At 60.4% G+C, this 24075-nt stretch carries 22 protein-coding genes; 8 read left to right on the top strand and 14 right to left on the bottom strand.

The window, feature by feature from the left end:
• Window positions 1-22 precede the first annotated feature (22 nt).
• The 5 genes from GGD46_RS00675 to GGD46_RS00655 all read right to left on the bottom strand — a co-directional run bounded on the left by GGD46_RS00675 (window position 23) and on the right by GGD46_RS00655 (window position 5041).
• Entirely contained in the window at window positions 23-1000 is a 978-nt protein-coding gene (locus GGD46_RS00675; protein WP_184700816.1) for a magnesium transporter CorA family protein, read from the bottom strand.
• A 411-nt stretch (window positions 1001-1411) separates the two neighbouring features.
• Entirely contained in the window at window positions 1412-2575 is a 1164-nt protein-coding gene (gene apbC / locus GGD46_RS00670) for an iron-sulfur cluster carrier protein ApbC (RefSeq protein ID WP_184700814.1), read from the bottom strand.
• Window positions 2576-2641: 66 nt separating this feature from the next.
• Entirely contained in the window at window positions 2642-2935 is a 294-nt protein-coding gene (locus GGD46_RS00665) for a hypothetical protein (RefSeq protein ID WP_184700812.1), read from the bottom strand.
• A gap of 238 nt (window positions 2936-3173) precedes the next feature.
• Window positions 3174-3911 (bottom strand): LuxR family transcriptional regulator, encoded by a 738-nt coding sequence (locus tag GGD46_RS00660; RefSeq protein ID WP_184700810.1) that lies wholly within the window; start codon window positions 3909-3911, stop codon window positions 3174-3176.
• A gap of 326 nt (window positions 3912-4237) precedes the next feature.
• Window positions 4238-5041, bottom strand: coding sequence for an IclR family transcriptional regulator (locus tag GGD46_RS00655; RefSeq protein ID WP_184702184.1), 804 nt, complete (start codon window positions 5039-5041; stop codon window positions 4238-4240).
• A gap of 134 nt (window positions 5042-5175) precedes the next feature.
• Here GGD46_RS00655 and GGD46_RS00650 point away from each other — a divergent pair, with 134 nt between their 5' ends.
• The 5 genes from GGD46_RS00650 (at window position 5176) to GGD46_RS00630 (ending at window position 9411) form a co-directional block, all read left to right on the top strand.
• Window positions 5176-5946 (top strand): SDR family NAD(P)-dependent oxidoreductase, encoded by a 771-nt coding sequence (locus tag GGD46_RS00650; RefSeq protein WP_184700808.1) that lies wholly within the window; start codon window positions 5176-5178, stop codon window positions 5944-5946.
• Between the two features lie 22 nt (window positions 5947-5968).
• Window positions 5969-6901 carry a 2-dehydro-3-deoxygalactonokinase gene (locus GGD46_RS00645; RefSeq protein WP_184700806.1) on the top strand — a complete coding sequence of 311 codons (933 nt, stop codon included), beginning with the start codon at window positions 5969-5971 and terminating at the stop codon, window positions 6899-6901.
• On the top strand, window positions 6901-7536 hold the full coding sequence (locus tag GGD46_RS00640) for a 2-dehydro-3-deoxy-6-phosphogalactonate aldolase (protein WP_184700804.1): 636 nt from the start codon (window positions 6901-6903) through the stop codon (window positions 7534-7536). The genes GGD46_RS00645 and GGD46_RS00640 overlap by 1 nt, the downstream gene beginning before the upstream one ends.
• 3 nt (window positions 7537-7539) lie before the next feature.
• Window positions 7540-8430: an SMP-30/gluconolactonase/LRE family protein gene (locus GGD46_RS00635; RefSeq protein ID WP_184700802.1), complete on the top strand. Its 891-nt coding sequence runs from the start codon at window positions 7540-7542 to the stop codon at window positions 8428-8430.
• A gap of 348 nt (window positions 8431-8778) precedes the next feature.
• Window positions 8779-9411 (top strand): PRC-barrel domain-containing protein, encoded by a 633-nt coding sequence (locus tag GGD46_RS00630; RefSeq protein ID WP_184700800.1) that lies wholly within the window; start codon window positions 8779-8781, stop codon window positions 9409-9411.
• Window positions 9412-9482: 71 nt separating this feature from the next.
• On the opposite strand, the gene GGD46_RS00625 is transcribed toward GGD46_RS00630, so the two are convergent.
• The gene (locus GGD46_RS00625) at window positions 9483-10838 is read right to left on the bottom strand and encodes a bifunctional diguanylate cyclase/phosphodiesterase (protein ID WP_184700798.1); all 1356 of its coding nucleotides are present in this window, start codon (window positions 10836-10838) and stop codon (window positions 9483-9485) included.
• Window positions 10839-10964: 126 nt separating this feature from the next.
• Window positions 10965-12704, bottom strand: a complete 1740-nt coding sequence (locus GGD46_RS00620; protein ID WP_184700796.1) for a response regulator — start codon at window positions 12702-12704, stop codon at window positions 10965-10967.
• A 339-nt stretch (window positions 12705-13043) separates the two neighbouring features.
• Here GGD46_RS00620 and mutL point away from each other — a divergent pair, with 339 nt between their 5' ends.
• A complete protein-coding gene (gene mutL / locus GGD46_RS00615) occupies window positions 13044-14888 on the top strand; it encodes a DNA mismatch repair endonuclease MutL (protein ID WP_184700794.1) in 1845 nt (614 codons plus the stop codon).
• A gap of 149 nt (window positions 14889-15037) precedes the next feature.
• A complete protein-coding gene (locus GGD46_RS00610) occupies window positions 15038-15268 on the top strand; it encodes a DUF2093 domain-containing protein (protein ID WP_184700792.1) in 231 nt (76 codons plus the stop codon).
• Between the two features lie 32 nt (window positions 15269-15300).
• On the opposite strand, the gene lpxK is transcribed toward GGD46_RS00610, so the two are convergent.
• From lpxK to GGD46_RS00580, 6 genes are all read right to left on the bottom strand, one after another.
• Complete coding sequence (gene lpxK, locus GGD46_RS00605) at window positions 15301-16350, bottom strand: tetraacyldisaccharide 4'-kinase (RefSeq protein WP_184700790.1); 1050 nt, start codon at window positions 16348-16350, stop codon at window positions 15301-15303.
• A gap of 83 nt (window positions 16351-16433) precedes the next feature.
• Window positions 16434-17165: an HAD family hydrolase gene (locus tag GGD46_RS00600; protein WP_184700788.1), complete on the bottom strand. Its 732-nt coding sequence runs from the start codon at window positions 17163-17165 to the stop codon at window positions 16434-16436.
• Between the two features lie 12 nt (window positions 17166-17177).
• Window positions 17178-18497: a lipid IV(A) 3-deoxy-D-manno-octulosonic acid transferase gene (gene waaA, locus GGD46_RS00595; protein WP_184700786.1), complete on the bottom strand. Its 1320-nt coding sequence runs from the start codon at window positions 18495-18497 to the stop codon at window positions 17178-17180.
• 178 nt (window positions 18498-18675) lie between these two features.
• Window positions 18676-18921 (bottom strand): DUF4170 domain-containing protein, encoded by a 246-nt coding sequence (locus GGD46_RS00590; protein ID WP_184700784.1) that lies wholly within the window; start codon window positions 18919-18921, stop codon window positions 18676-18678.
• 61 nt (window positions 18922-18982) lie between these two features.
• Window positions 18983-19792: a 3'(2'),5'-bisphosphate nucleotidase CysQ gene (locus GGD46_RS00585; protein WP_184700782.1), complete on the bottom strand. Its 810-nt coding sequence runs from the start codon at window positions 19790-19792 to the stop codon at window positions 18983-18985.
• Between the two features lie 25 nt (window positions 19793-19817).
• Entirely contained in the window at window positions 19818-21170 is a 1353-nt protein-coding gene (locus GGD46_RS00580) for a TldD/PmbA family protein (RefSeq protein ID WP_184700780.1), read from the bottom strand.
• 150 nt (window positions 21171-21320) lie between these two features.
• Here GGD46_RS00580 and GGD46_RS00575 point away from each other — a divergent pair, with 150 nt between their 5' ends.
• Entirely contained in the window at window positions 21321-23141 is a 1821-nt protein-coding gene (locus tag GGD46_RS00575; protein WP_184700778.1) for a monovalent cation:proton antiporter-2 (CPA2) family protein, read from the top strand.
• A gap of 62 nt (window positions 23142-23203) precedes the next feature.
• Here the strand turns inward: GGD46_RS00575 and GGD46_RS00570 are convergent, their stop codons facing one another.
• A complete protein-coding gene (locus tag GGD46_RS00570) occupies window positions 23204-24070 on the bottom strand; it encodes a patatin-like phospholipase family protein (RefSeq protein WP_184700776.1) in 867 nt (288 codons plus the stop codon).
• Window positions 24071-24075: the final 5 nt, after the last annotated feature.

Genomic DNA, 24075 nt, shown 5'->3' with positions numbered 1-24075 from the left:
GACATTCAGGATCACTAGACTCTCAGAGCCAGCCTTTCCAGCGAAAAAAGAAAAACGGAACGATGGCGGATATGACCATCAGCGTCAGCGACGCCGGGTAGCCGTAGGCGAAATGCAGTTCGGGCATACGCTCGAAATTCATACCGTAGACGGACGCCACGAGTGTCGGCGGCAGGAACACCACGGAAGCGATCGAGAAGATCTTGATGATGGCATTCTGCTCGATATTGATCAGTCCGAGCGACGCATCGAGCAGGAAGGTAATGTTGCCTGCGACGAAGGAGGCATGCTCCGACAGGGATTGAACATCCCGCGACACATTGCGGCAGAGCTCCTTGGTCTCCGGATCCTGCTGCATGGCGGGGATGGTATGCAGGAAGGTCAGCACTCTGGACAGGGAACTCAGGCTGTCACGTACCTTGCTGATCGTACGATGATAGCCTGCAATGTCCTTGAGCTTTTCTTCCAGATAGTTCGACGGACGGCGAATCTTCTTCAAACGATCGCCGAATACGTGCACCGACAATATATCGATACCGGACACCGCCTGTTCAAGGACCTCGGCGGTGCGGTCGACGATCGTTTCCAGCAGCTTGACGAGGAGCGCGATGCCGGTGCGCCGCTCCTGCGGAATGCGCGGCAGCGCCGCAATGAACAGCGCGAAGGATTTCGGCTGCGCATAGCGAATGGTCACAAGCCGATTTCCCGTCAGGATGAAGGCGACATCGGTCAGCATCGGCAGATTGGTGTCGGCCTTCCACAACAAGGAGCCTGTCAGAAAGACGGAACCATCTTCGATATAAAGCCGGCTCGACGGCTCTATATCCTTCATGTCTTCGCGGGTCGGCACTTCGAGCCCAAGAAGGCGCTCGATATTGGCTTCCTCTTCGCGCGATGGTTCGACCATGTCGATCCAGACGGCATTGTCAGGCAATCGCGCAGCGGCCGAAAGATCCGGAAGCTCAAGAGGCTTGGAATCTGAGCAATAGGCAGTGATCAACCGCGAGCTCCCGCCGCAGGGGCAAAGCTACGGCCGAAGCGTGTTGCGCACGCCTGCCGCGATCCCACCAATGGCCAACGAAAAAAGCTCATAAAACCCCGGTCTTGTCCCGCCGGGCCGGCCGGGAATCCGTGTCCACGTTGCACTGCGCTGCTGTACCAGCCCTTCGCCCGCCCCAGCGAAATCGCCGGTCCGAACAAGGCAGAACCACCATTCGGCGGGGAACAATCATCGGAAATAACCGACCGGCTCCACGCCGGCGGCGCATATGCAGCAAAGCTCGCAAAGAATCAAGTCACAACCCCTTCATTGCGCGCTTTCACCGCGGATTTTGTAATCCCGCGAAGTCATATCACAGGATACAATCAAGACAATCCGTCGCTCTATAGAAAGCAGACAAGGCGCCGTGAATTATTCGAACACGATCGCCGGGGCAGGACGCTGCGGCGTGTCAGCGATTTGCTTCCAGACCTTGGCGGCGATTTCGCGATAGATGCCGGCTGTTACACCATCCGGCTCGGCGACGACGAGCGGCGTTCCGGCATCGGAACTCTCGCGGATGCCCATGGTCAACGGAACCTCGCCGAGGAAAGGCACGCCGATCCGCTCTGCTTCCTTTCGGGCGCCGCCATGACCGAAAATGTCGTAACGCGCGCCGGTATCCGGAGCGATGAAATAGCTCATGTTCTCGATGATGCCGAGGGCGGGAACCTCGACCTTGCGGAACATGTTCAGCCCCTTGCGCGCATCGATAAGCGCGAGGTCCTGCGGTGTCGAAACAATGACGGCACCGGCAAGCGGCACCTGTTGCGCCATGGTGAGCTGCACGTCACCAGTGCCGGGCGGCATGTCGACGACGAGCACGTCGAGCTCACCCCAGGCGACTTCGCGCAGCATCTGCAGCAGCGCGGACTGAACCATCGGCCCGCGCCAGATCATTGCGGTTTCCTCTTCGACGAGGAAGCCCATCGACATGACCTTGAGGCCATAGTTCTGCATGGGATTGATGATGCGGCCATCGATCTGCGTCGGACGACCGGAGATCTTCAGCAGGCGCGGCATCGACGGGCCGTAGATGTCAGCGTCGAGGATGCCGACGCGCAGACCGTTGGCCGCAAGGCCGAGAGCAAGGTTGACTGCGGTCGTCGACTTGCCGACGCCGCCCTTGCCCGAAGCGACGGCGATGATGGCGCCGACACCCGGAACGCCGATCTTACCGGCGCGCGGCTGTTGCTGCTGCTGGCCTTGCGGATGAGCGTGGGCATGGCCGTGACCATGAGGAGCGGCTTGGGGCGTGGCCGGGCGCGGCGTCGGACTGCCGGCCTTCTTGTCAGCCGTCAAGGCAACCATGGCGCCCTTGACGCCGGGCATGTCCTTGACGACACGCTCGGCCGCAAGGCGCATCGGCTCGAGATCCTTGGCGCGCTCGGCGGGAACGGTGATGGAGAAATACACCTTGCCATCCGAGATGAAGACATCCGACACCATGCCGAGCTCGACGATATTGTGCTCCAGGTCCGGGCCACGAACCGTCTTCAACGTTTCCAGCACCTGTTCCTTGGTGATGTCTGCCATGCCATCCTCGCTGCGCGCTGCATCGAAAGTGCGGCATGCGCCGCAATCTCTCGAAATCCATCTGGCTTAGATAGTGGAGTGGCAGGAGTTCGCCAAACGAAAATCAGCGCCGTCGTTAAAAAGCGCTTCGGTTGCGGCCGGCAGGTCCGCCGGGTCTATGACCCTACCAGCCGCAACACACTCCCAACCTGGGAAGACGTTTGCGGGCCGACATAGAGCAACCATCGGAAAGGAATAGGGCAAGAACGTGAAAAACGGTCTGTCTATGTCGTCGATCTTGCTAAGCGTGTTAAATAAGCAACAACCGCCGCCGGTGCCTGCGCCTGGAGAAGCGGTGGCGATGGCATCGGCGACGGTCATTTGATCCGCGCCATTGTTCGGCGCTGTTATCAAAGTCCCCTCCGGACTTCTATCTCTTGATAAGCAGGAAGCGTGCCAACTTTGCAGCTCTAAGAAAATATCAATTATTATAATTAGTTAGACGAAATTCCCGCACTCTGACCGACTTAGCGCAATAAAAGCCTCCGCACATTTTATGCGCACCGTGCAAAATTGAGGCAGAAAGCCGTACAAATCTCGATCACCAAGCCCGCGATCGCTACTTGATCAATCCCACTCGCAAAGCCTTGGCAACGGCTTGCGTGCGGTTGACGGTGTCGAGCTTCTTGGTTGCCCGATTGAGGTAATGATTGACCGTATGTTCCGAGAGCGACAGGATTTCTGCAATCTCGGCGCTGGTCTTGCCTGCCGCTGTCCAGTTCAGGCAATCGATTTCGCGGTCAGTGAGCGCATCGACGACACGCACATCCATGCTGCGGATTTCCGCGAGCCGATCAAAAACGTGAATTGCTATATAGTAGAGATCCTTGATTTCCTCGGGCGTAAAAGGCTCCCGGTCGCCGGCGAGCGATACCGCACCACGAAGACCGGAGACGTCGTGGGTCGGCAGATAGACGAAGCGCGTCATGCGAAACCGCTCGAACAGAGCGACGACGAACTGGGATTTACTCTCCTCGCGGTTCGGTGTGGCGGCGACATCATAGACAAAAGGCAGAGTCGTACGACGCATGCGCTGCAGCACGGGACTGGTCGGCAGCAATCCCTCTTGATCGTAGATCGAAAGGAGTTCGGCCGGCCAATTGTTGATCACCGAATTGCTCTGCAAGTCGAAGGAGGTGATGGGCGGAAGGTTGACGATCATGAACGCCCGGCAGCGATAGACCTCCGTCAACCCCTTCATGAAGCGAAACACATCGAATTGTGTTTTCAGCCTGCCGATTTCCTCAATGAAATCCTCGCCACGAGGAGATGCGCCCGCCTGCATCAATGCTGCCATTATTAGTCTTCTTTATGTAAAAGAGGGAAGAATAGGCAATTTCCGTCGCTCTCTCCCTCGGCGTCATCGTACCAGCCCCGGATAACCGGCGCTTGCGCAAATATATACTTTATAGAATTTCCCTTACGTCAATGTTCATTACTATTATATCCGCCCACCATCTCGCAAAATCCTCTATGACTCGCCAATCATTAGAGGATAATGGCAGTTCTTACGCACATCTCAACAATCAAATTCAGGTTTAAGACACAATTCAGCTAAGATCTTGCACGAATAACGATAAATTAACCGAATTTAAGTGACAGCCGTATCAAACCGGCACAGTCTTAGCGCTTCGGACCCATCCGGTTGCGCATATCGGCCATGATGGAATCGGCCGTCGCCACCACTAGTGGCGCCCATTCCTGCAGCTTGGCTGAGGTAACGCGATAGGCCGGACCGGTTACGGAAACGCCGGCCAGCATGTGATCGCCATGCGGACAGATTGGCGCGGCAACACAGCATATGCCGCTCTCATGCTCTTCTCGATCGAATGCATAGCCCCTCACCCTTATATCGCGGATATCCGCGAGCAATTCGGTGGCGCTACGTAAGGTATGCTCGGTATAGGGCAGAAATTCGAGACCAGCGATCCGCTCGGCGAGTGCGGCATCGTCGAGCGCGGACAGGGCCGCCTTGCCGACGCCTGTGCAATAGGCCGGGGACGCGTTGCCGATCTGCGAATACATGCGCACGGACTGCCGCCCCTCGACCTTATCGAGATAGATGACTTCCACCCCGCGCAACACGCCGAGGTGCACGGTTTCACCGGTTACCTCCTGCAAGCCTCGCAGATGCGGCTCGGCTACAGCGCGGAACTCGTTGCTGGCCCAGCTGCGTGAGGCCAGTTTCAAAAGCCTGATGCCAATGAGGTAGCGGCCATCGCGATCGACCTCCAGCAACCCTTCCTCGACGAGATGGGTCAGTTGGCGATGCAGAGTACCGCGTGGCTGATCGGTGAGCGAAAGGATATCGGTGAAGCGCATCGGTGCGTCTGCAAGCGCGACGAGGTCAAGCAACGCGACCAGCTTGCCGAGCGTGCCGGTTTCTCGTTCGCGGCGGCTATCGCCCTTCTCGCGGTCGGAACTCAGCTTCGTAGCCTTTCATTTGTCGCCCGCGCTGCGCGGGGCATCCTTGACATAGTCAAAGTGTAATTGGATAATTCCACATAGTCAAATTTTGTTCCAAATAATGGAACTTTATCACGAACAGAGGAGGAAATACCTTGGCTGGCACGCAGGCACAATTTCCCGATCTGAAAGATCGTACCGTGCTGATCACCGGCGGCGGCACCGGCATCGGCGCGGCACTTGTGGAAGGCTTCGCCCGACAAGGCGCAAAAGTCGCCTTCATCGATATTGCCGAAGATCCGAGCAAGGCGCTTGCCGCGAAACTCTCGGCGCAGTCGGGGCATGCCGTTTCCTTCTATCATGCCGATTTGCGCGATATCGGCCAGATCAAGAATACGGTCGCTGCGATCGAGTCCGATCTTGGAGCCATCCGCGTGCTCGTCAACAACGCGGCATGGGATGACCGACAGGATATCGACACGACGACCGAGGACTATTGGGACAACAGTCAGTCGATCAACCTCAAACAGGTCTTCTTCGTGTCGCAGGCGGCCGCACCCGGCATGCGGGCGGCCGGCGGTGGAGCGATCGTCAATTTCTCCTCCATCGTCTTCAAGATGAACCCGCCGGCACTTTCCTCCTATGCGGCCGCGAAATCGGGGATCATCGGACTGACGAAGAGCTTTGCGGGTCGGTTCGGCCCGGAAAACATCCGCGTCAACGCCGTCCTGCCCGGCATGATCGTGACGGATCGACAGCTCGAACTCTGGCTGACGGAGGATGGCATGGCCAAAACCGTCGACCGACAGTGCCTCAAGCGGGTGCTGAAGGCCGAGGATCTCGTAGGCCCGGTACTTTTCCTTGCTTCCGACTGCTCGGGCGCGATGACGGGACAATCCGTCATCGTCGACGGCGGCATTTTCTAGTGAAAGATTTGGAGCATTTCCTATGACAAAACCCGCATTCATCGCGGTGGATTGGGGCACCAGCAGTTTCCGACTGTGGCTGATCGGCGAAGACGGCAGCATTCTGGCGGAACGCAGAAGCGGCGAAGGCATGACGACGGCCGCCCAGACCGGCTTTGCCAAGGTCTTGCAGGCGCATTTGGACGCCATCTCCGCCCCCTCGGATATTCCGGTCATCGTCTGCGGCATGGCCGGCGCGCGCCAGGGCTGGGTGGAAGCAGGCTACATCGACACGCCGACATCGCTTGCCGCCATTCTCACGGGCGCGGTTGCCGTTCCCGGCGAGGCGCGTGACGTTCGCATCCTGCCGGGCCTTGCGCAGCGAGCCAAGGAAGCCCCCGATGTGATGCGCGGCGAAGAAACGCAATTGCTCGGCGCGATTGCCGCCGATGCGAAGGGCGAGCAGATCGTCTGCATGCCGGGAACTCATTCGAAATGGGTGCGCGTGGTCGATGGTCGTGTGACGGGCTTCTCCACCTTCATGACGGGAGAGCTTTTCGACGTCATCACCAAGCACAGCATCCTCTCCCATGCCGTGGCCGGCGCGGCCGACATGCCCGCCGATGCCAAGGCCTTCGATACCGCGCTGAAGGCAGCCTATGAAAAGCCGCAGCTCGCCACCAATCTACTGTTCACCGCCCGCTCCGGCCAGTTGCTGCACGGCACGACGGCCGCCGGCGCGCAGGCACTGATCTCCGGTACCTTGATCGGCGCGGAGATCGCGGGCGCGCTGTCATCCGCCGGACAGGGAGCGACCATCACCCTCGTCGCCTCCGGTCGATTGCAGGCACTCTACGAGGATGCGTTCCGCAGCCTGTCTCTCACCTACCAGACCATAGATGCCGATGCCGCCGTCCGCCGGGGGCTCTCCGCCGCCGCCGAAGCCATCTGGTTCAACAAGGAAAGCAAAAGCTGATGACCACCCGTGTCCCCTTCCCGCCCATGAAGCGCCCGCTGATTGCCATTCTTCGCGGCATCAGGCCGGAGGAAACGGCCGAGATCGTCGGCGCCCTGATCGAGACCGGATTCAGCGCCATCGAGATTCCGCTCAATTCGCCGGAGCCTTTCCGCTCGATCGAGATCGCGGCAAAGATGGCGCCTGCCGATTGCCTGATCGGAGCCGGTACGGTTCTCACGGTCGAAGACGTGGACAGGCTGGATGGCGCCGGCGGCAAGCTGATGGTGACACCGAATGTTGAGCCTGCGGTGATCAGCCGCGCTCGCGACAAGGGCATGGTGACGATGCCTGGTGTCTTCACCGCCACCGAGGCGCTTTCGGCGGCCCGCGCTGGTGCTACCGGCCTGAAATTCTTTCCCGCAGGCGTGCTCGGCGCTTCCGGCATTACAGCCATCCGTGCCGTGCTGCCGCCCGAGCTCGTTATCGCCGCAGTGGGTGGTGTTTCGGACAGGAATTTCTCCGATTACACCAAGGCCGGCATCCTGGCTTTCGGGCTCGGGACCAGCCTCTACAAGCCTGGAATGACGGCAGCAGAGGTTGCCGAACGCGCCAAGACGACCATTTACGCCTATGACGCCGCCATAGGAGCCTGACCCATGACCGATATCCATGATTTTCAGGGAAATATTCTCTGCAACACCTCGTCCGTCCTGGGAGAAGGCCCGACCTACGATCCCGATACGGACACCGTCTGGTGGTTCAATATCCTCGGCAAGGAGCTGCATGAACTGCACCTGCCGACCGGTAAGAAGCAGGTTCACGCGTTGCCGATGATGGCGAGCGTGCTTGCCCGCGTCGATGCCGAGCGGCAGATGATCGCCACCGAAGAAGGTTTGTTCCTTCGCGATATCGCGAGCGGCGAGTTGAGCTTCTACACGGCGATCGAAGCCGACAAGCCGGAGAACCGTTCCAACGACGGCCGAACACACATTTCCGGATCGCTCTGGATCGGCACCATGGGCAAGCGCGCGGAATTGCAGGCAGGCGCCATCTATCACGTGGCGGCCGGCGGCAAAGTTACCAAGATCTTCGATCAGATCAGCATTCCGAACTCGATCTGCTTTTCGCCCGACGGCACCATCGGCTATTTCACCGATACGCGCGTCAGCCAGCTTATGCGGGTTCTGGTCGACCCCGAAACCGGGCTTCCGGCAGGCGAGCCGATCGTCATGGTCGACAGCATGGAGGATCCGGGCGGCTTGGACGGTTCGGTCTGCGACGCAGACGGCTATATCTGGAACGCCCGCTGGGGTTCCGGCTTCGTTGACAAGTATAGCCCGGACGGCCTGCGCATCGAACGCTATCGCGTGCCCGCCATGCAGCCCTCCTGCCCGGCCTTCATCGGCAAGAACGCCGACCGGTTGGCGGTGACGACCGCATGGGAAGGGCTCGATGACGAGGCCCGGTCCATGCAGCCACAGGCCGGCGCGCTTCTCGAGCTTGGCCCGACGGTCCGTGGCGTTTTCGATCCGCCATACAAGCTTTGATTGAAACATGCCTTCGCGTCAGTTCACGCGAAGGCCACTCCTGCGACGTTGCTCACGCTACGGCGATCTGCCCAAATCTTGCAAGAGTGAGCGTGAGCATTTTTCGACACTGCTGCGGCCTTCAAATTTCAGCCTTCATTATGAGGCCAACCATTTGTTTTTTCACAAAATTACTGCAATCTACAGCTTCGAAGACCCGACTTTCTGCAACTTTTGACGGAACCAATGCTTCTCTGAGCCATTAGCCTTACGACCGGTACGATGATGGTCAGTAAGCAAGAAGCCCACTCGCACCGGTATGCATGCGTTCCATTAGGCATGCCCATCAGAATGAAAGGTAGGTTCACGATGACTGGGAAACTTTTCACTTCCGTTGCTGCGGGCGCGATCTTTGCCGCTGCATCCGTTCTGTCGCCAATGGCTTTCGCCCAAGCACAGCAGCCTTCGAACGGCGGGACAGATAATGGTGGCGGCAACGCGCCGCTGACCCAAACCGCTCCAGCGACCCCCGGCGCAGCAAAGACGAACAATGCGATGCCGCAGACCAAGGCGCAGGCTCCAGCTCCTTCGACGAGTACCGAGCAGGCGGGCGGTTATCTGACCACGCAGTCCGCGGATCAGATCAGTGCCAAGACCTATATGGGCCAGTCGGTCTATAATGGTCAGAATGAAAGTATCGGCAGCATCAACGACCTGATCTTGCAGAAGCAGGGCGGCGTTGTCGCCGCAGTGGTCGGTGTCGGCGGCTTCCTCGGCATGGGCCAGAAAAATGTCGCCGTCCCCTTCACCAAGATCAGCGCCACCCAGAATGCGCAGGATGGTACGATCAAGCTGACGACGACAGAAACGGCCAATGCGCTGAAATCGGCGCCTGAGTTCAAGACGCTTGCAATGCAGGCTTCGGATAGGGCGGCAAGTTCGGCCGGAACGTCGACCATGCCGGCAACCGACAGCACGACAACGTCTTCGACCAGCAAGTAACGGGGTCGATCTCAACCAAAAGCGAAGCGGCGACCCTCGTGGGCCGCCGCTTTCATTTGGCACTTATAGCTTCAAGCGATCTCGCGCTCGCTGCCCTGTTCGAAGTAATGGGTTTGCAGATAGCGAAGCGTCGCGGCGCTGTCGGCGGGCTTGCCGAAGTAATAGCCCTGCCCCATGGCGCAGCCGAGCGCTCTTAACTTCGCAGCCTCGGCATTTTCCTCGATACCTTCGGCGACCACACGCAGTTCCAGCCCCTCGCACATGGCAAGCACTGCCTTGATGATATGTTCCGACGCCCGGTCGGAATTCATGCGGGAGACGAAAGCGCGATCGATTTTTACCTTGTCGAAAATGAATTCACGCAGGCGCCCAAGGCTCGACTGGCCGGTGCCGAAATCGTCGAGTGAAATACGAACTCCGGCCGCGCGAAGATCGGCAATAATCCGATGGGCAGTGTCGGCCGAGCTCATCACGGCGGTTTCGGTGATTTCGAGCTCAAGCCGATGGGGGTCGAGACCAACGCGGGCAAGAATGGCCAGCACGCTGCTGCTGGTGCCCGGATCCATCAATTGCGCCGAGGAGAGATTGAAGGACAGGAAGAGGTCACGCGGCCAGGAGAGAGCGGCTTCGGCAGCCTTGCGCAGCAGCGTCTCCGACAGTGCGTCGATGAAGCCGCGCTCTTCGGCAAGCGGCACGAAGACGGCGGGAGAAACGAAGCCGAGATCGGGATCGTTCCAACGGGCAAGCGCCTCGAAGCCTAGAACCATATTGTTGGCGAGCGAAACGATCGGCTGGAAATGCACGTCGATGGCATCGGAAATGATGGCATTTCGCAGGGCCTGCTCGAGCTGGGTCGCCCGCTTCATTTCCTGGGCGATTTCGCGGGAATAGACGGTGATCTGGCCGCGACCGCGGCGCTTGGAGCGATAGAGCGCAGTTTCGGCGTTCTTCAGGAGATCGTCGAATTCCTCCCCTCCGAAGGGATGGATGGCGAAACCGAAGGAGGCGGACAGACGGACATTGCGATCACCGAGATCATAGGGCGCCGACAGGACCTCGCGGATCATCTGCCCGAATTTCTCGGCACCGACCCGTTCGAAGACCAGAGGCAGGACGAAAGCGAACTCGTCTCCATCGTGGCGCGTGACAGCCGCGCCATCCGGAATGCAGGCCCTCAGGCGATGGGCGACCTGGCAGAGGATTTCATCGCCGGCCTCGACGCCAAACAGATCGTTGATCGGCTTGAAGGAATCCAGATTGACGATGCCGATGGTGAAGGGCGCAGGATCGCTGGCGCGCTCAAGCGAAAGCTGGCGCGTGCGTTCGCGCATGCGATGACGATTGCCCAATCCCGTCAGCGGATCGGTATAAGCTACAGCCTGCGATTCCTGACTGACTGGCCCAGACAGCATTTCAGCCGATTTCATATTCGGTTCCGATGTTTTCTCCACCCTGGACGAAGCATGAAGGCGAAGTCTTAACAAAGGATAGCGAGACGACAACCAATCGATACCAACGACAACTTGCCGCCAGATGTGGTATCATTGTAACATTTACCTGCTCTGAACCTTACGAGCAGAGCGCATATACTTCTGAAATACCGTTTCGATAATGTCCGGACTGACCGGCTTCAGAACGACATCATCCATGCCGGCGTCTTCACACTCCTTGCGATCGCGCTCGAATGCCTGCGTCAGCACGCCGATGATCGGCGTATGCGAGCCGCTGCCTTTTTCCGCACCGCGGATCAGCCTTGCGGCCTCGAAACCGTTTAAGCCAGGCAGCGTAATATCCATCAGGATAAGTTCGGGACGATGTTCCTGCCACAGCCGCACGGCATCGTCGCCGCTGGCCGCGATGGCATGGCTGTATCCAAGGCCTTCAAGGATCTGCGCAAAGACGATCTGATTGATGTCATTGTCTTCGGCGACCACGACTTGCACCCGGCGCTCCTCGCCCGCGTCCCCTCGCCGCCATTCCGGCGCTGGCCCAGACTGCGTGGCGTCTCCGGCAAGCGCGCCGCGAATATTGCGATTGAAGTGGCGGGCAATGAGGAATGTCAGTTCGGTGGCAAGCTGCGATCCATCCAGCGAAAGAACCGCCACGTTCTGCCGCTCGGCCAGCTCGATGCCGCGCTTGCCCAGCTGATTGTCGACGATGACGAGATCGATCTTGACGCCATGCGCACTCGCCACGTCCAGAAATGCCGCCTCTTCGTTCTCGTCGTGCACGACGCAGGCTTCGAAGCCATAGGCGCCGAGCGTCTTAAGCGCAGCCGTCTCTGCCGCGAAATCGGCTGTCACGACAAGCACCTTGCGACCGCTGAAGCTTTCGGGCGCGAAGGTCTCCATGGCAGCCGGCCGGCGCGAAACGGCCTGCAGCGCTGCCATTGGAACATAGGCGCGGCGATAGGATCGGTCGCTGTTCTCCCGGATATGCGACGCAAGCGCGAATTCGTCGAAATCACTTCCGTCCTTCGGCAGATCCTGCATGGTGCCGACGAGGAAATAGCGGCCGGGCTTGCCGATGCGCTGCTTACGCGTGACGATATCGCGCTCGAGGCCGTCACGGGCAATCTGGCGCTGACGCGAAATCGACATTTCGCCGGTCTCGATGACGTGCCGGTCGCTCTCGTCAAATCGAGTGGCAAGGTCGGTGGAGAAGAGATCGATGCCCTTGCGCCCGCGAACTTCGTCCGCTGCTGTCTGATATTTGTCGCAGAATGCCCTGTTGACCGCGACATAGACCATGTTCTGGTCCTTGACGAAGAGCGGAAACGGCAGGCCGTCGAGAATATCCTCGGTGAGCTGCACACGCTCCATATCGATGCGCCATTGCTCTTCGCGTTTCTTCATTTCGGAGACATCGGAGAGAATGCAGAAACCGATACCGGATGACAGCCGCCGATTGATGATGCGGACACGGCGATCGTCGACAAAATGTTCCGTCGTCTCTGATCGCTCACGCCAATGCGAGGCGATGCGTTGCGAAATCCAGCCGTCGCGATTGGCCACCGATTTGCTGGGGCCAGCCTGACAGAGCACGCCTGTATCGAAGACGGCGCCGAGAAAATCGCGCAGACGGGTGGAGGATCGCAGAAATTCAGGCTGGATTGGAAAGAAGTTCAGAACCTGGCGGCTGGCGAACAGTAGAAGATCATTCTTGTCGTAGGCGAAGAAAGCGCTGGAAAGCCCGTCGCAAAACGCATCAAAAAACATCGAGTGCAGGTTGCTGCCGGAAGGCGGATCTTCCGTCATCATTGCCAAAGCTGCCTTCTCAATCTCGGCAGTCATTCGTTCTATTCCTACACTCTACCAGTTTCACAACATGACAAATCGACAGGGCGGCGCCCGCTCTGCAGGTAAACTTATGAAAATATCATGCTGGCCTGGGCACTTGAAGCAGATGGAACCATGGCTCATGGAAGTTGACGGCCACCAACCTGCCGTCAAGAGCCCTCAGCGTGCACGAGGCGCGCCATCTGCAGTCATTTCAAGTTCTTGCTCGGCAACCTGTCATCATTCCCTTAAACATTGATTAAACCCCTCGGCAAGGCACGGAAACGGGTGGAAGAGACTGGGCAAATCGCCTTTCCTCTTTCTTCTCCGCCGCGAATCCACGAGAATGCAGCAATGGCCATCAAGCAACTCTCCGAAACCCTGATCAACCAGATTGCCGCCGGCGAAGTCATCGAGCGCCCGGCGAGCGCCGCAAAGGAATTGATCGAGAATGCGCTGGACGCCGGTGCGACGCGCATCGAGATCGCGACGGCCGGTGGCGGCAAAGCATTGCTGCGGGTCAGCGACAACGGCTCCGGCATGGAAGAGGCGGATCTGGAGCTTGCGGTCCGCCGCCACTGCACCTCGAAAATCTCCGATACGCTCGAGGATATCCGCACGCTCGGCTTCCGCGGCGAGGCCCTCCCCTCCATCGCTTCCGTCGCCAAGCTGTCGATCGCCAGCCGTAGAACGGGTGCCTCGGGCGGTGCGGAGATCGCCGTTGCCGGCGGCAAGGTGCTGCATCTGCGCCCGGCTGCGGCCAATCCCGGCACGATTGTCGAGGTGCGCGACCTCTTCTTCGCCACGCCAGCCCGCCTGAAATTCCTGAAGACGGAGAAGGCGGAAGCGGCAGCCATCACCGAAATCGTCAAGCGCATGGCAATCGCGTTTCCCCGGGTGCGCTTCGTTCTCTCGGGCAGCGACCGCTCGACGCTTGAATTTGCGGCGACCGGCGACGACCATCTCGCCCGCATGGCGCAGATCCTCGGGGCCGAGTTCAAGGACAACGCCATCGCCCTCGATGCCGTGCGCGAGGATGTCAGCCTCACTGGTTTTGCCGGGGTGCCGACGTTCAATCGCGGCAACTCGGCGCATCAATATGCTTTCGTCAACGGCAGGCCGGTGCAGGACAAGCTGATCCTCTCGGCGATCCGCGGCGCCTATGCGGAAACCATCCCTTCCGGACGCTACCCCGTTGCCGTCCTGTCGCTGACGCTCGACCCGGCGCTAGTCGACGTCAACGTGCATCCGGCGAAATCCGACGTGCGTTTCCGCGATCCCGGCCTCGTTCGCGGCCTGATCGTCGGCGCCGTGCGCGAGGCGCTGGCGCGGGAGGGCGATCGCGCCGCGACGACGGGAGCGGACGGCATGTTGCGCGCCTTCAGCGCCGGCCGCTCCGGCTTTCAGCCCGGGTGGCGGCCGTCGCAGTCGACCACGCCCTGGACGCCGGAGACCTCACCAACGCGCCCCTATGCCAGCGGCTATGAAAGAGCGGCGTCATCTAATGGATATGGTTTTACCGAGAGGCCGCAGGCGAGCTTTGACGGGCTTGTAACACCCACCGCACGCGCAGAGGCACCGCCGCAGGTGGAACCGGTGCGGGCGGAGGAACCTTCTCGTTTTCCGCTCGGTGCTGCGCGCGCGCAGCTGCACGAAAACTACATCGTCGCCCAGACCGATAGTGGTCTTGTGATCGTCGACCAGCACGCCGCGCATGAGCGGCTGGTCTTCGAAGCGATGCGCAAGGCCCTGCACTCGAAGCGGCTGTCCTCTCAGGTGCTGTTGATCCCCGAAATCATCGATCTTCCCGAGGAAGATTGTGATCGGCTGATGGCGTTTGCGGAGGAACTTGGCGAACTCGGCCTTGCCGTCGAACGCTTCGGCCCCGGTGCGGTCGCGGTTCGGGAGACGCCAGCCATGCTCGGTGAAGTCGACGCGCAGGGCCTGATCCGACAACTGGCCGACGAGATCGCCGAGTGGGATACGGCGTCCGGCTTGGCCGCCAAACTCGAATACGTCGCCGCGACCATGGCGTGCCACGGTTCTGTGCGTTCGGGACGGCGGTTGCGGCCGGAGGAGATGAACGCTTTGCTGCGCCAGATGGAGGCGACGCCGGGCTCCGGACAGTGCAATCACGGCCGGCCAACCTATATAGAGCTGAAACTGTCGGACATCGAGCGGCTCTTCGGACGTAGCTAGAGACGCCTGAGTTCGAAAGGATTAGGATGTTTTCCTAGTCGAGGTGCTACGGATGGAAACCCGCCAGGCACTTTTCCTGGAAATGCTCTGGAAAAGTGCCGTCCATCGCGGTATGGCAAACAGGTGACAGAGATCAAGGACGGCAGGATATGAATCTTTTCGAGGGACACGGAAACCGCGAGGCGAAAATTCGCTATCTCGACGGCGATTTCCAGATCCTGATGCCGGGTTCCCACGTCATCTGCGCCATGACCGGTCAACGCATTGCGCTGGACGAGCTTCGCTATTGGAGCGTCGCCCGCCAGGAGCCCTATGCCGACGTGATTTCCTCGCTTGAAGCCGAAAAACGCGCCGGCGCTCTTCCCAATCAGAAGCGCTGACTTCTCCTCCGCTTCGCGTATCGCGACACGCTTTAGCCAGACCTGACGCTGCTTCCCTCCCGCAGACGGCGCTCGCGAGCGGCTGCGATCGCCTTGTCGATGATCATGCTCGGCGCCTGCGGATCTTCGAAGACCATGTCGATCTCGATGACCCTGCAACGCCCGAGCAACTCATCCGCACGGCCGTGATGGCCTATCAGGCGAACGTAATCCTTTGATGTGGTGACAATCTCCAAGCCTTCGCGGGAGGCGAGATCGAGAATATCCGACACCTCATCCTCGCCTGGATGCTCATGGTCCCCGAAGGTGCGGGTGGCCGCGATATTTGCCCCGAGCGTCTCGACGGTGCGAAAGAACTTGCTGGGGTCGGCGATGCCGGCGAAGGCAAGAACATTCCGGCCGCGCAGGTCCTCCTGGCCACGAACCTTGACTGCAGCCGTGAAGAACGGCTTTCCGGCACGGGCGGCAAGGCGAACGACGCGATCGGCCGCGCTGCCATCCCCAACCTTCAATATGCCGGAGGCGTAGAGGAGCTGCGTGCGCAGCGGTGCCCGCACCGGGCCTGCCGGAACAAGATAACCGTTGCCGATGCCCCTGCCAGCGTCGATGACGACAAGGGCATAATCGATGGCGAGATGCGCGCTCTGGAAACCGTCATCCATGATGATGAGATCGGCACCTTCGCGCACGAGCCGTTCGGCGCCCTCGGCACGACGGCGCGCAATGACCGTCAAGGCTTCGCGAGCCAAGAGAAGCGGCTCGTCGCCGACCGCCGTTGCGTGATGATGTGCGGGATCGACGACGGTCGTAACATCGAGCGAGCCGCCGTAGCCGCGGCTCAGGAAGCCCGGCGTCAGGCCCTTGGCCTTCGCAGCCTTGGCAAGCGCAAGCGCCGTAGGTGTCTTCCCCGCCCCGCCGACGGTGAAATTACCGATGCAGATGACCGGCGCGCGCACGGAGGCACGGTGGGCATGCACCATTCGATGCCCGGCAATGCGGCCATAAAGAAAGGAAAAGGGCGAGAGCCCCCACGCACGCCAATCCGGTTTTCGCCACCAGAAGGGTGGTGCTTCCGATACCATATTCTATTCCAGCCTCGCGCCTGATACGTCAGCAAAGTGGCAAAAAACGGCAGATCGGATGAAAAAGCAAGCCCTTGCCAAGATCAGGCAAGCTGGGCGACCGGCATAAGCAGGCTTTCCAGCTCGGTGATATCGTTGAGGCAATAGTCGGAGGCGGCGGTCAGCGTCTCGCGCGACCCGGTGCCCGTCAGCACGCCGACGGTTAGGCCGACGCCGGCATTGCGTCCCATGTGGAGATCGTGATTGTTGTCGCCGACAACCGCGACCTGCGCCGGCGAGAGGCCGGTTGCCGCATAGAAGCCAAGCACCATGCCGGGCTCCGGCTTGGTGCCGAAACCGCTGTCATAGCCGGCGATATAATCGAGATAGTCGATGAAGCCGAAGCGGCGCGCGGTCTGGCGGATGGAACGTTCGTTGTCGCTCGACGCAACGCCGAGCTTGTAGCCGCGCTGATGCAGCCTCTGAAAGAAGGCGGCAAGGTCGGTGACGGGGGAAGAGAAATCCGCGGCATGTGCAAAAAGCGCGTCCAGCTTCTCCACCAGCTCGGAAACGGCCAGCTTCGAGCCGGCGACCACGAGGCCCTCGGAAATCTGCCGGGTATTGCCGGCCGCCAGCAGGCTGTCAGGAACAATGTGACCGGTGATCGGGTCCATGCCGCAGGCGGAAAGCAGATGATCCGCCAGAATGGGATCGTCTTGGGCGGCAATTCTGGCCAGCTCGCGATTGACCGGCAGCCAGCTCGCATCATAGTCAAGCAGCGTGCCATCCTTGTCGAAAAGAATGCCCGCAATCGCTCCCAGCTTGACCGCTGCCATGCCTTTTCCTTCTTAACCGTTCGCCAGCGTCTTCGGCATCAGCCGCGCCTTCACCGACAGCGGATTGATGTAGGGCTCAAGCCCCTTGACGGTTGCCGCCAATGCACCGCGCATATCATGCACAGCAACGAAGCCGGCATCGATCATTGTGCGCCGTGCCGTGTCGTTGGTCAGCAGATAATGCACGCCGCGCGCCAGCATCTCGGTATCGCGCACCATGCGGGCGCTGCCGCGGCGAGCAAGCACCTGATAGGCGTCGCGGAAATTCTGGACATGGCCGCCGGTCAGAATCGCGCAGCCGAGCATGGCAGGCTCCAGCGGATTCTGGCCGCCTTCGTTGAACAGCGACTTGCCCATGAAGGCGACTTCGGTCATGCGCAGATAGAGCCCCATCTCCCCGATCGTATCACCGAGGAAAACATCGACATCCGCCGAAAGGATATCGTTGCGGGTGCGGCGGGCCACCTTTAAGCCTTGCTCGATGAGCATCGCCTCGATCGCATCGCAGCGGTCCGGATGGCGCGGCACGATGATGGTGAGCTGGCCGTTATGTTCCTTGAGCATGGTATGAACCGTGCCCGCGGCAGCCTCCTCGCCCTCGAAAGTCGAAACCGCCGCCCAGGTCTTCCGGTTGCCGATTTGCTTCATGTAGCTGGCAAGCGTCGGAGCGTCATAGGACGGCGCGTCGGTATCCACCTTGAGGTTTCCTGATTTGAGCACCTGCACGGCGCCGAGATCGCGGTAGCGCTCAGCATCGAGATCGGACTGGGCAACAACGAGGGCAAGATTTTCAAAGAGCGCCTCAGCCAGCGAAGGATGTTTGCTCCAGCGAGCGAAAGAGCGATCCGACATGCGGGCATTGACGAGAATCTGTGGAATACGGCGCCGGCCAAGCTCGGTGATGGTCGTCGGCCAGATCTCGGATTCGGCGAAGATGGCGCAATCGGGCTGCCAGTAATCGAGGAAACGGCGGATGGCCGGTCGGAGATCGAGGGGCACGTATTGATGAATGACCTCTTCGCCGAGGCGCTCATGCGCCACCTTGGCCGAGGTGATCGTGCCCGTCGTCAGGATGACGTGAATGTCGCGGCGGCGGATTTCGCGGATCAGCGGAATGACCGCCGATGTCTCGCCCACACTTGCGGCATGGAACCAGATCAACGGTCCCTGAGGCCGGTTAGCGCTCGCATAGCCGGAGCGCTCCAGCTTACGGGTGCCGTCTTCCTTGCCCTTGGCCGCACGGACCGCGAGATACGGCCCGAGAAACGGATAGACAGCGATGCCGCCAAGACGATAGGCGCTCAAGGCAAGACGCGCCCTGAGGCTGCTCATCTCGATCGACTCCTATCCCAGCTGATCATCATCGATGCCAATCCTGATTATCAAACGGCCGGATAAACGGCCGAGTTTTCGTTCTTATTGTGACAAAGATACTGTTTCGGTGCCGGATTTAAAGCGATAACGCCTCTCCGGACGAAAATATCAAACGCAAACTTTGGTATCAGGCGGCTTAGGAGGCCGCCTTTTCCTGCGGATCGAGCAAACGATGCAGATGGACGATGAAGTAACGCATGTGGGCGTTGTCGACAGTCTGCTGCGCCTTGGACTTCCAGGCCGTCAGTGCGCTCGCATAGTCGGGATACATGCCGACGATGTCGAGTTCCTTGAGGTTACGGAATTGAACTTCTTCGAGGTTCTCCAGTTCACCACCGAAGACGAGGTGCAGGAGCTGCTTTTTGCCGCTGGTATCAGTCATTTTCGTCTCTTTCTACTATCGTCCCCCTCCGCTCTTCATCTGAGGGATTTTGACGCAAAGGTCAACCGTCTCTTCGGTGGGAAAGCTGGCGGAGAAACTCCGGCAATTGCGCTGCCGACGCGCCACAGAGTTCGTCATGGGACACTTGCTGGCGATTGTAGCGCAACATACTGCCTGAGAGATCCACAAGCGCTCCGCCTGCCCGCTCCAGAATGAGATCGGCGGCGGCCAGATCCCAATCATGGGAGTTGCGCTTGACGATCGTTCCTTCGAGGCGCCCATCCGCCACCATGGCGAGGCGATAGGCAAGCGAAGGGATATGCTTCACGCGCTCGACGTTCCTGCGAAAATCAGGATCGAAACTCTTGAGCATGTCTTCGCCGGTCGCCAGTCGATGCGGATCGTCACCAAGCCTTTGCGAAACGCTGATGGGCTTGCCATTCTTCAGCGCCGGACCACCGGCAGTCGCGACAAACAGCTCGTCCAACGCCGGTGCGTAGAGTACACCCGCCACAGGCCGTCCGTCGGTGACGATGGCGACGCTGACACACCATAGTTCCAGGCCAGAGAGAAACCCCCTCGTACCGTCGATCGGATCAACGACGAAAACAGTCGCCTGCGACAAGCGCTGCTCATCGTCGTCCGTTTCCTCGGAGAGCCAGCCATAATCGGGCCGCGCCGAACGCAGAATGGCGGCCAGGCTCTCGTTGGCGGCGAAATCGGCCGCGCTGACGGGCGACTGGCCGTTATTCTTCCACCAGACCTCAGGCGATTGCCGAAAGAAACCGAGAGCGATTCTGCCCGCCTCGAGTGCGGCCTCAACAATCAGGTCCACATCATTAGGCCGGCCGGCCGTCTGGTCATCGCTCATTTACAGTTCCAATCTCTGCCGGTCGTTAACGTCCGGCAAGCGTCATGCCCTCAATGGCAAGCGTGGGGGCGGCAACGCCGAAATCGCGATCGATGTCGTTCGCCGGCGTCACGCGCATGAACATCTCCTTCAGATTGGAGGCGATGGTCACCTCCGACACCGGGAAGGTCAATTCGCCATTCTCGATCCAGAAGCCGGTGGCGCCACGGCTATATTCGCCTGTTATCATATTGACGCCCTGGCCGATCAGTTCGGTGACATAGAAGCCCGTCCCGACGTTGCGGATCAGTTCCTCGGGCGAGATATCGCCCGGCTCCAGCGCGAGATTGGTGGATGCGGGCGATACCGCCGTGCCACCGCGCACGCCGCGGCCGTTGGTCTTCAGGCCGCCGCCGATTTCGCGCGCGGTCGCGGTCGAGAGGAACCAGGACTTCAGCGCGCCATCCTCGATCATGACCAGCCGCTTGCCGGACACGCCTTCACCATCGAAGGGACGTGAGGACGGGCCACGTACGATCAGCGGATCGTCGGTGATCGAAAGGCCTGCCTTCAGCACCTGCTGGCCCATCTTGTCGCGCAGGAAGCTGGTTTTGCGGGCGACGGATGCACCGTTGATCGCGCCGGCAATATGGCCGACGAAGCCGCGGGCAACGCGCGGATCGAAGATGACGGTGACGTTCCTGTCCGTCGGAACCTGACGCGGGTTGACGCGCTTGACCACACGCTCGCCGGCACGGCGGCCGATTTCCTCGGCAGCGTCGAGATCGGCGAAATAGAGGCGGCTGTCGAAATCATAGTCGCGCTCCATGCCAGTGCCCTCGCCGGCAATGACGCTGACGGAGCGCCCGAAGCGCGAGCCCATGTAGTGGCCGGCAAAACCATGCGACGTCACAAGCACGAGGCCGCCCATGCCGGCGGAAGCGCCGGCGCCGGAAGAGTTGGTGACGCCGGGAACGGCAAGCGCTGCCGCCTCGGTCGCAAGCGCCGCTTCCCACAGCTGCTGTGTCGAAACCTCGGTCGGGTCGAACAATTCGAGATCGGGGTAGCTCTTGGCGAGATCTGCCTCTTCGGCGAGGCAAGCAAAGGGATCTTCCGGCGAAACCTTGGCCATGGCCACGGCGCGCTCGGCAAGTGCGTTCAGATCGAAGCCCGGATTGGCCGAAACGCTGGCGACACGATTGCCGACAAAGACCCTGAGCGAGAAATCGTCGCTCTCGGAGGATTCAGTGCCCTCGACCTTGCCGAGGCGAACGCTGACGGAGTGTGCGCGCGATCGCACGACGACGGCATCGGCCGCATCCGCACCGGCTTTCCGGGCGAGATCGATCAACTGGCTGGCACGGGAAAGCAGAGTGGCGGAATCGATTTCTGAGGTCATGATTTGGCCTTTCCTTCGCGTTCCATTTATTGTGCACTACATAAAGCATCAAGGGCGGCAAAGCCGATTCTTGTTCTAATCCCTTCACGCCTGGTTGTTTATGATGGCCATGCGTTGCAAGACCGCCTGCCCCACGGAAAGAAAAAGACGATGTCCGCCCCCAATACGCTTTTCACCGAAACCCTGCTGCTGCTCGGAGGTGCCGTCGTCACGGCGCCGATATTCAAGAAATTGGGGCTCGGCACGGTGCTTGGCTATCTGGCCGCCGGCGTGGTGATCGGCCCGATCCTCCACAGCATCGGCGACAGCGAAGCCGTGTTGGCGGTCGCCGAACTCGGCGTCGTCTTCCTGCTGTTCATTATCGGCCTGGAATTGAAGCCGTCCCGCCTCTGGCAGATGCGCCGCGATATTTTCGGCCTCGGAACGGCACAGGTCGTCTTCAGCGGCGTGGCCTTGATGGTCGCCTCCTATCTCGGCGGCATAGCCGGCTGGAAAGGCAGCATCATCATCGGTTTCGGCCTGGCGCTCTCCTCGACAGCCTTTGCCATGCAGATCCTCGAGCAGCAGGGAGACGTCAATACGAGATACGGACAGCGCTCGTTCTCCATGCTGCTGCTGCAGGATCTGGCCATCGTGCCCTTGCTGGCGCTGATCACCGTCCTCGACGGCGCGAAGGAAACCTCCAACCCACTGCCGAGCCTTGCGATCGCCGTCGGCGCGGTGGCGGCGATGATCATCGCCGGCCGCTATCTGCTGACGCCGCTGTTTCAGGTGATCGCACGCACCGGCGCCCGCGAAGCGATGATTGCCGCTGCCCTCTTCGTCGTCATGGGATCGGCAACGCTGATGCAGCTTGCCGGCCTCTCCATGGCGATGGGCGCCTTTCTCTCGGGCGTGATGCTGGCGGAATCTTCTTACCGCCACGAGCTGGAAGCCGATATCGAACCCTTCCGTGGCGTCCTGCTTGCCATTTTCTTCATTGCTGTCGGCCTGTCGCTGAAATTGGAAGTGATCCTCGACAACTGGTTGCTGATCGTGCTTGCCGTGCCTGTCATGATGGTCATCAAGGCGGTGGTGATCTATGCGCTTTGCCGCGTCACCGGCTCGCCGCAAAATGATGCAGTGCGCATCGCCGGCCTCCTGCCGCAAGGCGGCGAATTCGGCTTCGTGCTCTTCAGCGCTGCGAGCGCCAGCGGCGGGCTCTTCTCTGCCAATACCGCATCGACGCTGATTGCCATGGTGACGCTCTCCATGGCGCTGACGCCGCTCAGCTCCGCGCTCGCGAAGCGCCTGATCAAGGGCGATGCGCAGGAAGAGCTGGAAGAGGATTTCGAGGGCGCGGGCTCCGATGTGCTGATGATCGGCTTTTCGCGTTTCGGCCAGATCGCCGCGCAGATCCTGCTCGCCAGCGGCCGCGATGTCACCGTGATCGACTTCTCCGCCGATCGTATCCGCCAGGCATCGAGCTTCGGCTTCCGCATCTATTTCGGCGACGGCACCCGCAAGGACGTGCTGCGCTCCGCCGGCATCGACCGAGCCAAGATCGTCGTCGTCAGCACGCATCTGCGCGAGGTGACGGACAAGATCGTCGAACTCGTGCAGACGGACTACCCGCATGCGCGCATCTTCGTGCGCTCCTATGACCGCGTTCACTCGATCGAGCTGCGCCACAAGGGCGTCGATTACGAGCTGCGCGAAACGCTGGAATCCGGTCTGCTCTTCGGCCGCCGCACCCTTGAGGCGCTGGGTGTCAGCGAGGCGGAGGCCTATGAGATCGGCGAGGATATCCGCAAGCGCGACGAGCAACGGCTCGTGCTGCAGGTGAGCGAGGGGCTGCAAGCCGGCACCGACATGCTCTACTCGCGACCGGTCAAGCCAGAGCCGCTGGTCAAGCCGAAGCGCGCGGCCGAGACCTACAGCGATGCCGACGATCTGGTGGCCTTGCCAGAGGAGGAGCCGGAGCGGGCTTAGCTGGCTGTCATTAGGCGGCTTTGCGGAGTTCGGCAAAGCAACTTCGGGAAAAGGGAAATGCCCTAGTTTTTCGCCATTATCACCCGGTCCAGGGCGAATTTGAGTTCGTCCTTGACGCCGGCGGACATGGCGAGAATATCGCGGGCCTTCAGAAAATCGAGAACGCCGGTGCGGCCGACAATCGGACGCAGGAAGATTTGCGGCGCCTGGAGGCGCAATTTCAAGGCGATGTTGGACTGCATGGTCAGCTGGCCCGCGCCGAACAGGCTTTCGATGCGGTTCGGAATGTGCCGGCCACCACCTTCCGGGCCGCCGACGACGTCGACGCCGATGATGATATCGGCGAGCCCAGCCAGATGCTCGTAGGGAACCGGGTTCATGATGCCGCCATCGATCATCACGCAATCACCGAGCTTTACCGGCATGAAAACGGCGGGAATTGCGGCGGATGCGGCGAGAACCGGAAACAGCTCTCCCTTTTCGATCACCACCTCGGCCTGGCCGTAATAATCTGTCGTCACCACCTTCATCGGGATATGCAGCCCCGAGAAATCCTCGGGAAAAGCGGGGGGCAAGAAAGCCCGGAGAATGCGTTCGAGATTGAACTGGCCGAAACGGATGCTGCGCATGTTGACCGGCCGCAAGCTCCAGATCTTGTTGAGCACGGCGGGCCGGTTGCCGACCGTTGCCAGCGTATAATCCCGGATTTCGGCACCGCTCATGCCGGCGGCCATGGCCGCGCCCATGATCGAGCCGATCGAGGCACCCGCAATCGCAACCGGACGGATGCCGAGTTCGTCCAGCGCTTCTATGATGTGGATATGAGCGAGGCCCCGCGCACCGCCGCAGCCGAAGGCAACCGCGACGCTCGGCGTGCCGGAGGCGGCAGCCGGATAGTCGCTGCCGACGAAATCAGCGTAGTCGCCCATTTCCT

Source organism: Martinezella lusitana, from assembly GCF_014207095.1.
Classification (GTDB): Bacteria; Pseudomonadota; Alphaproteobacteria; order Rhizobiales; family Rhizobiaceae; genus Rhizobium; species Rhizobium lusitanum_B.
The sequence above is the reverse complement of the archived record's forward strand: the minus strand, read 5'-3'. Positions and strand labels throughout refer to the sequence as shown.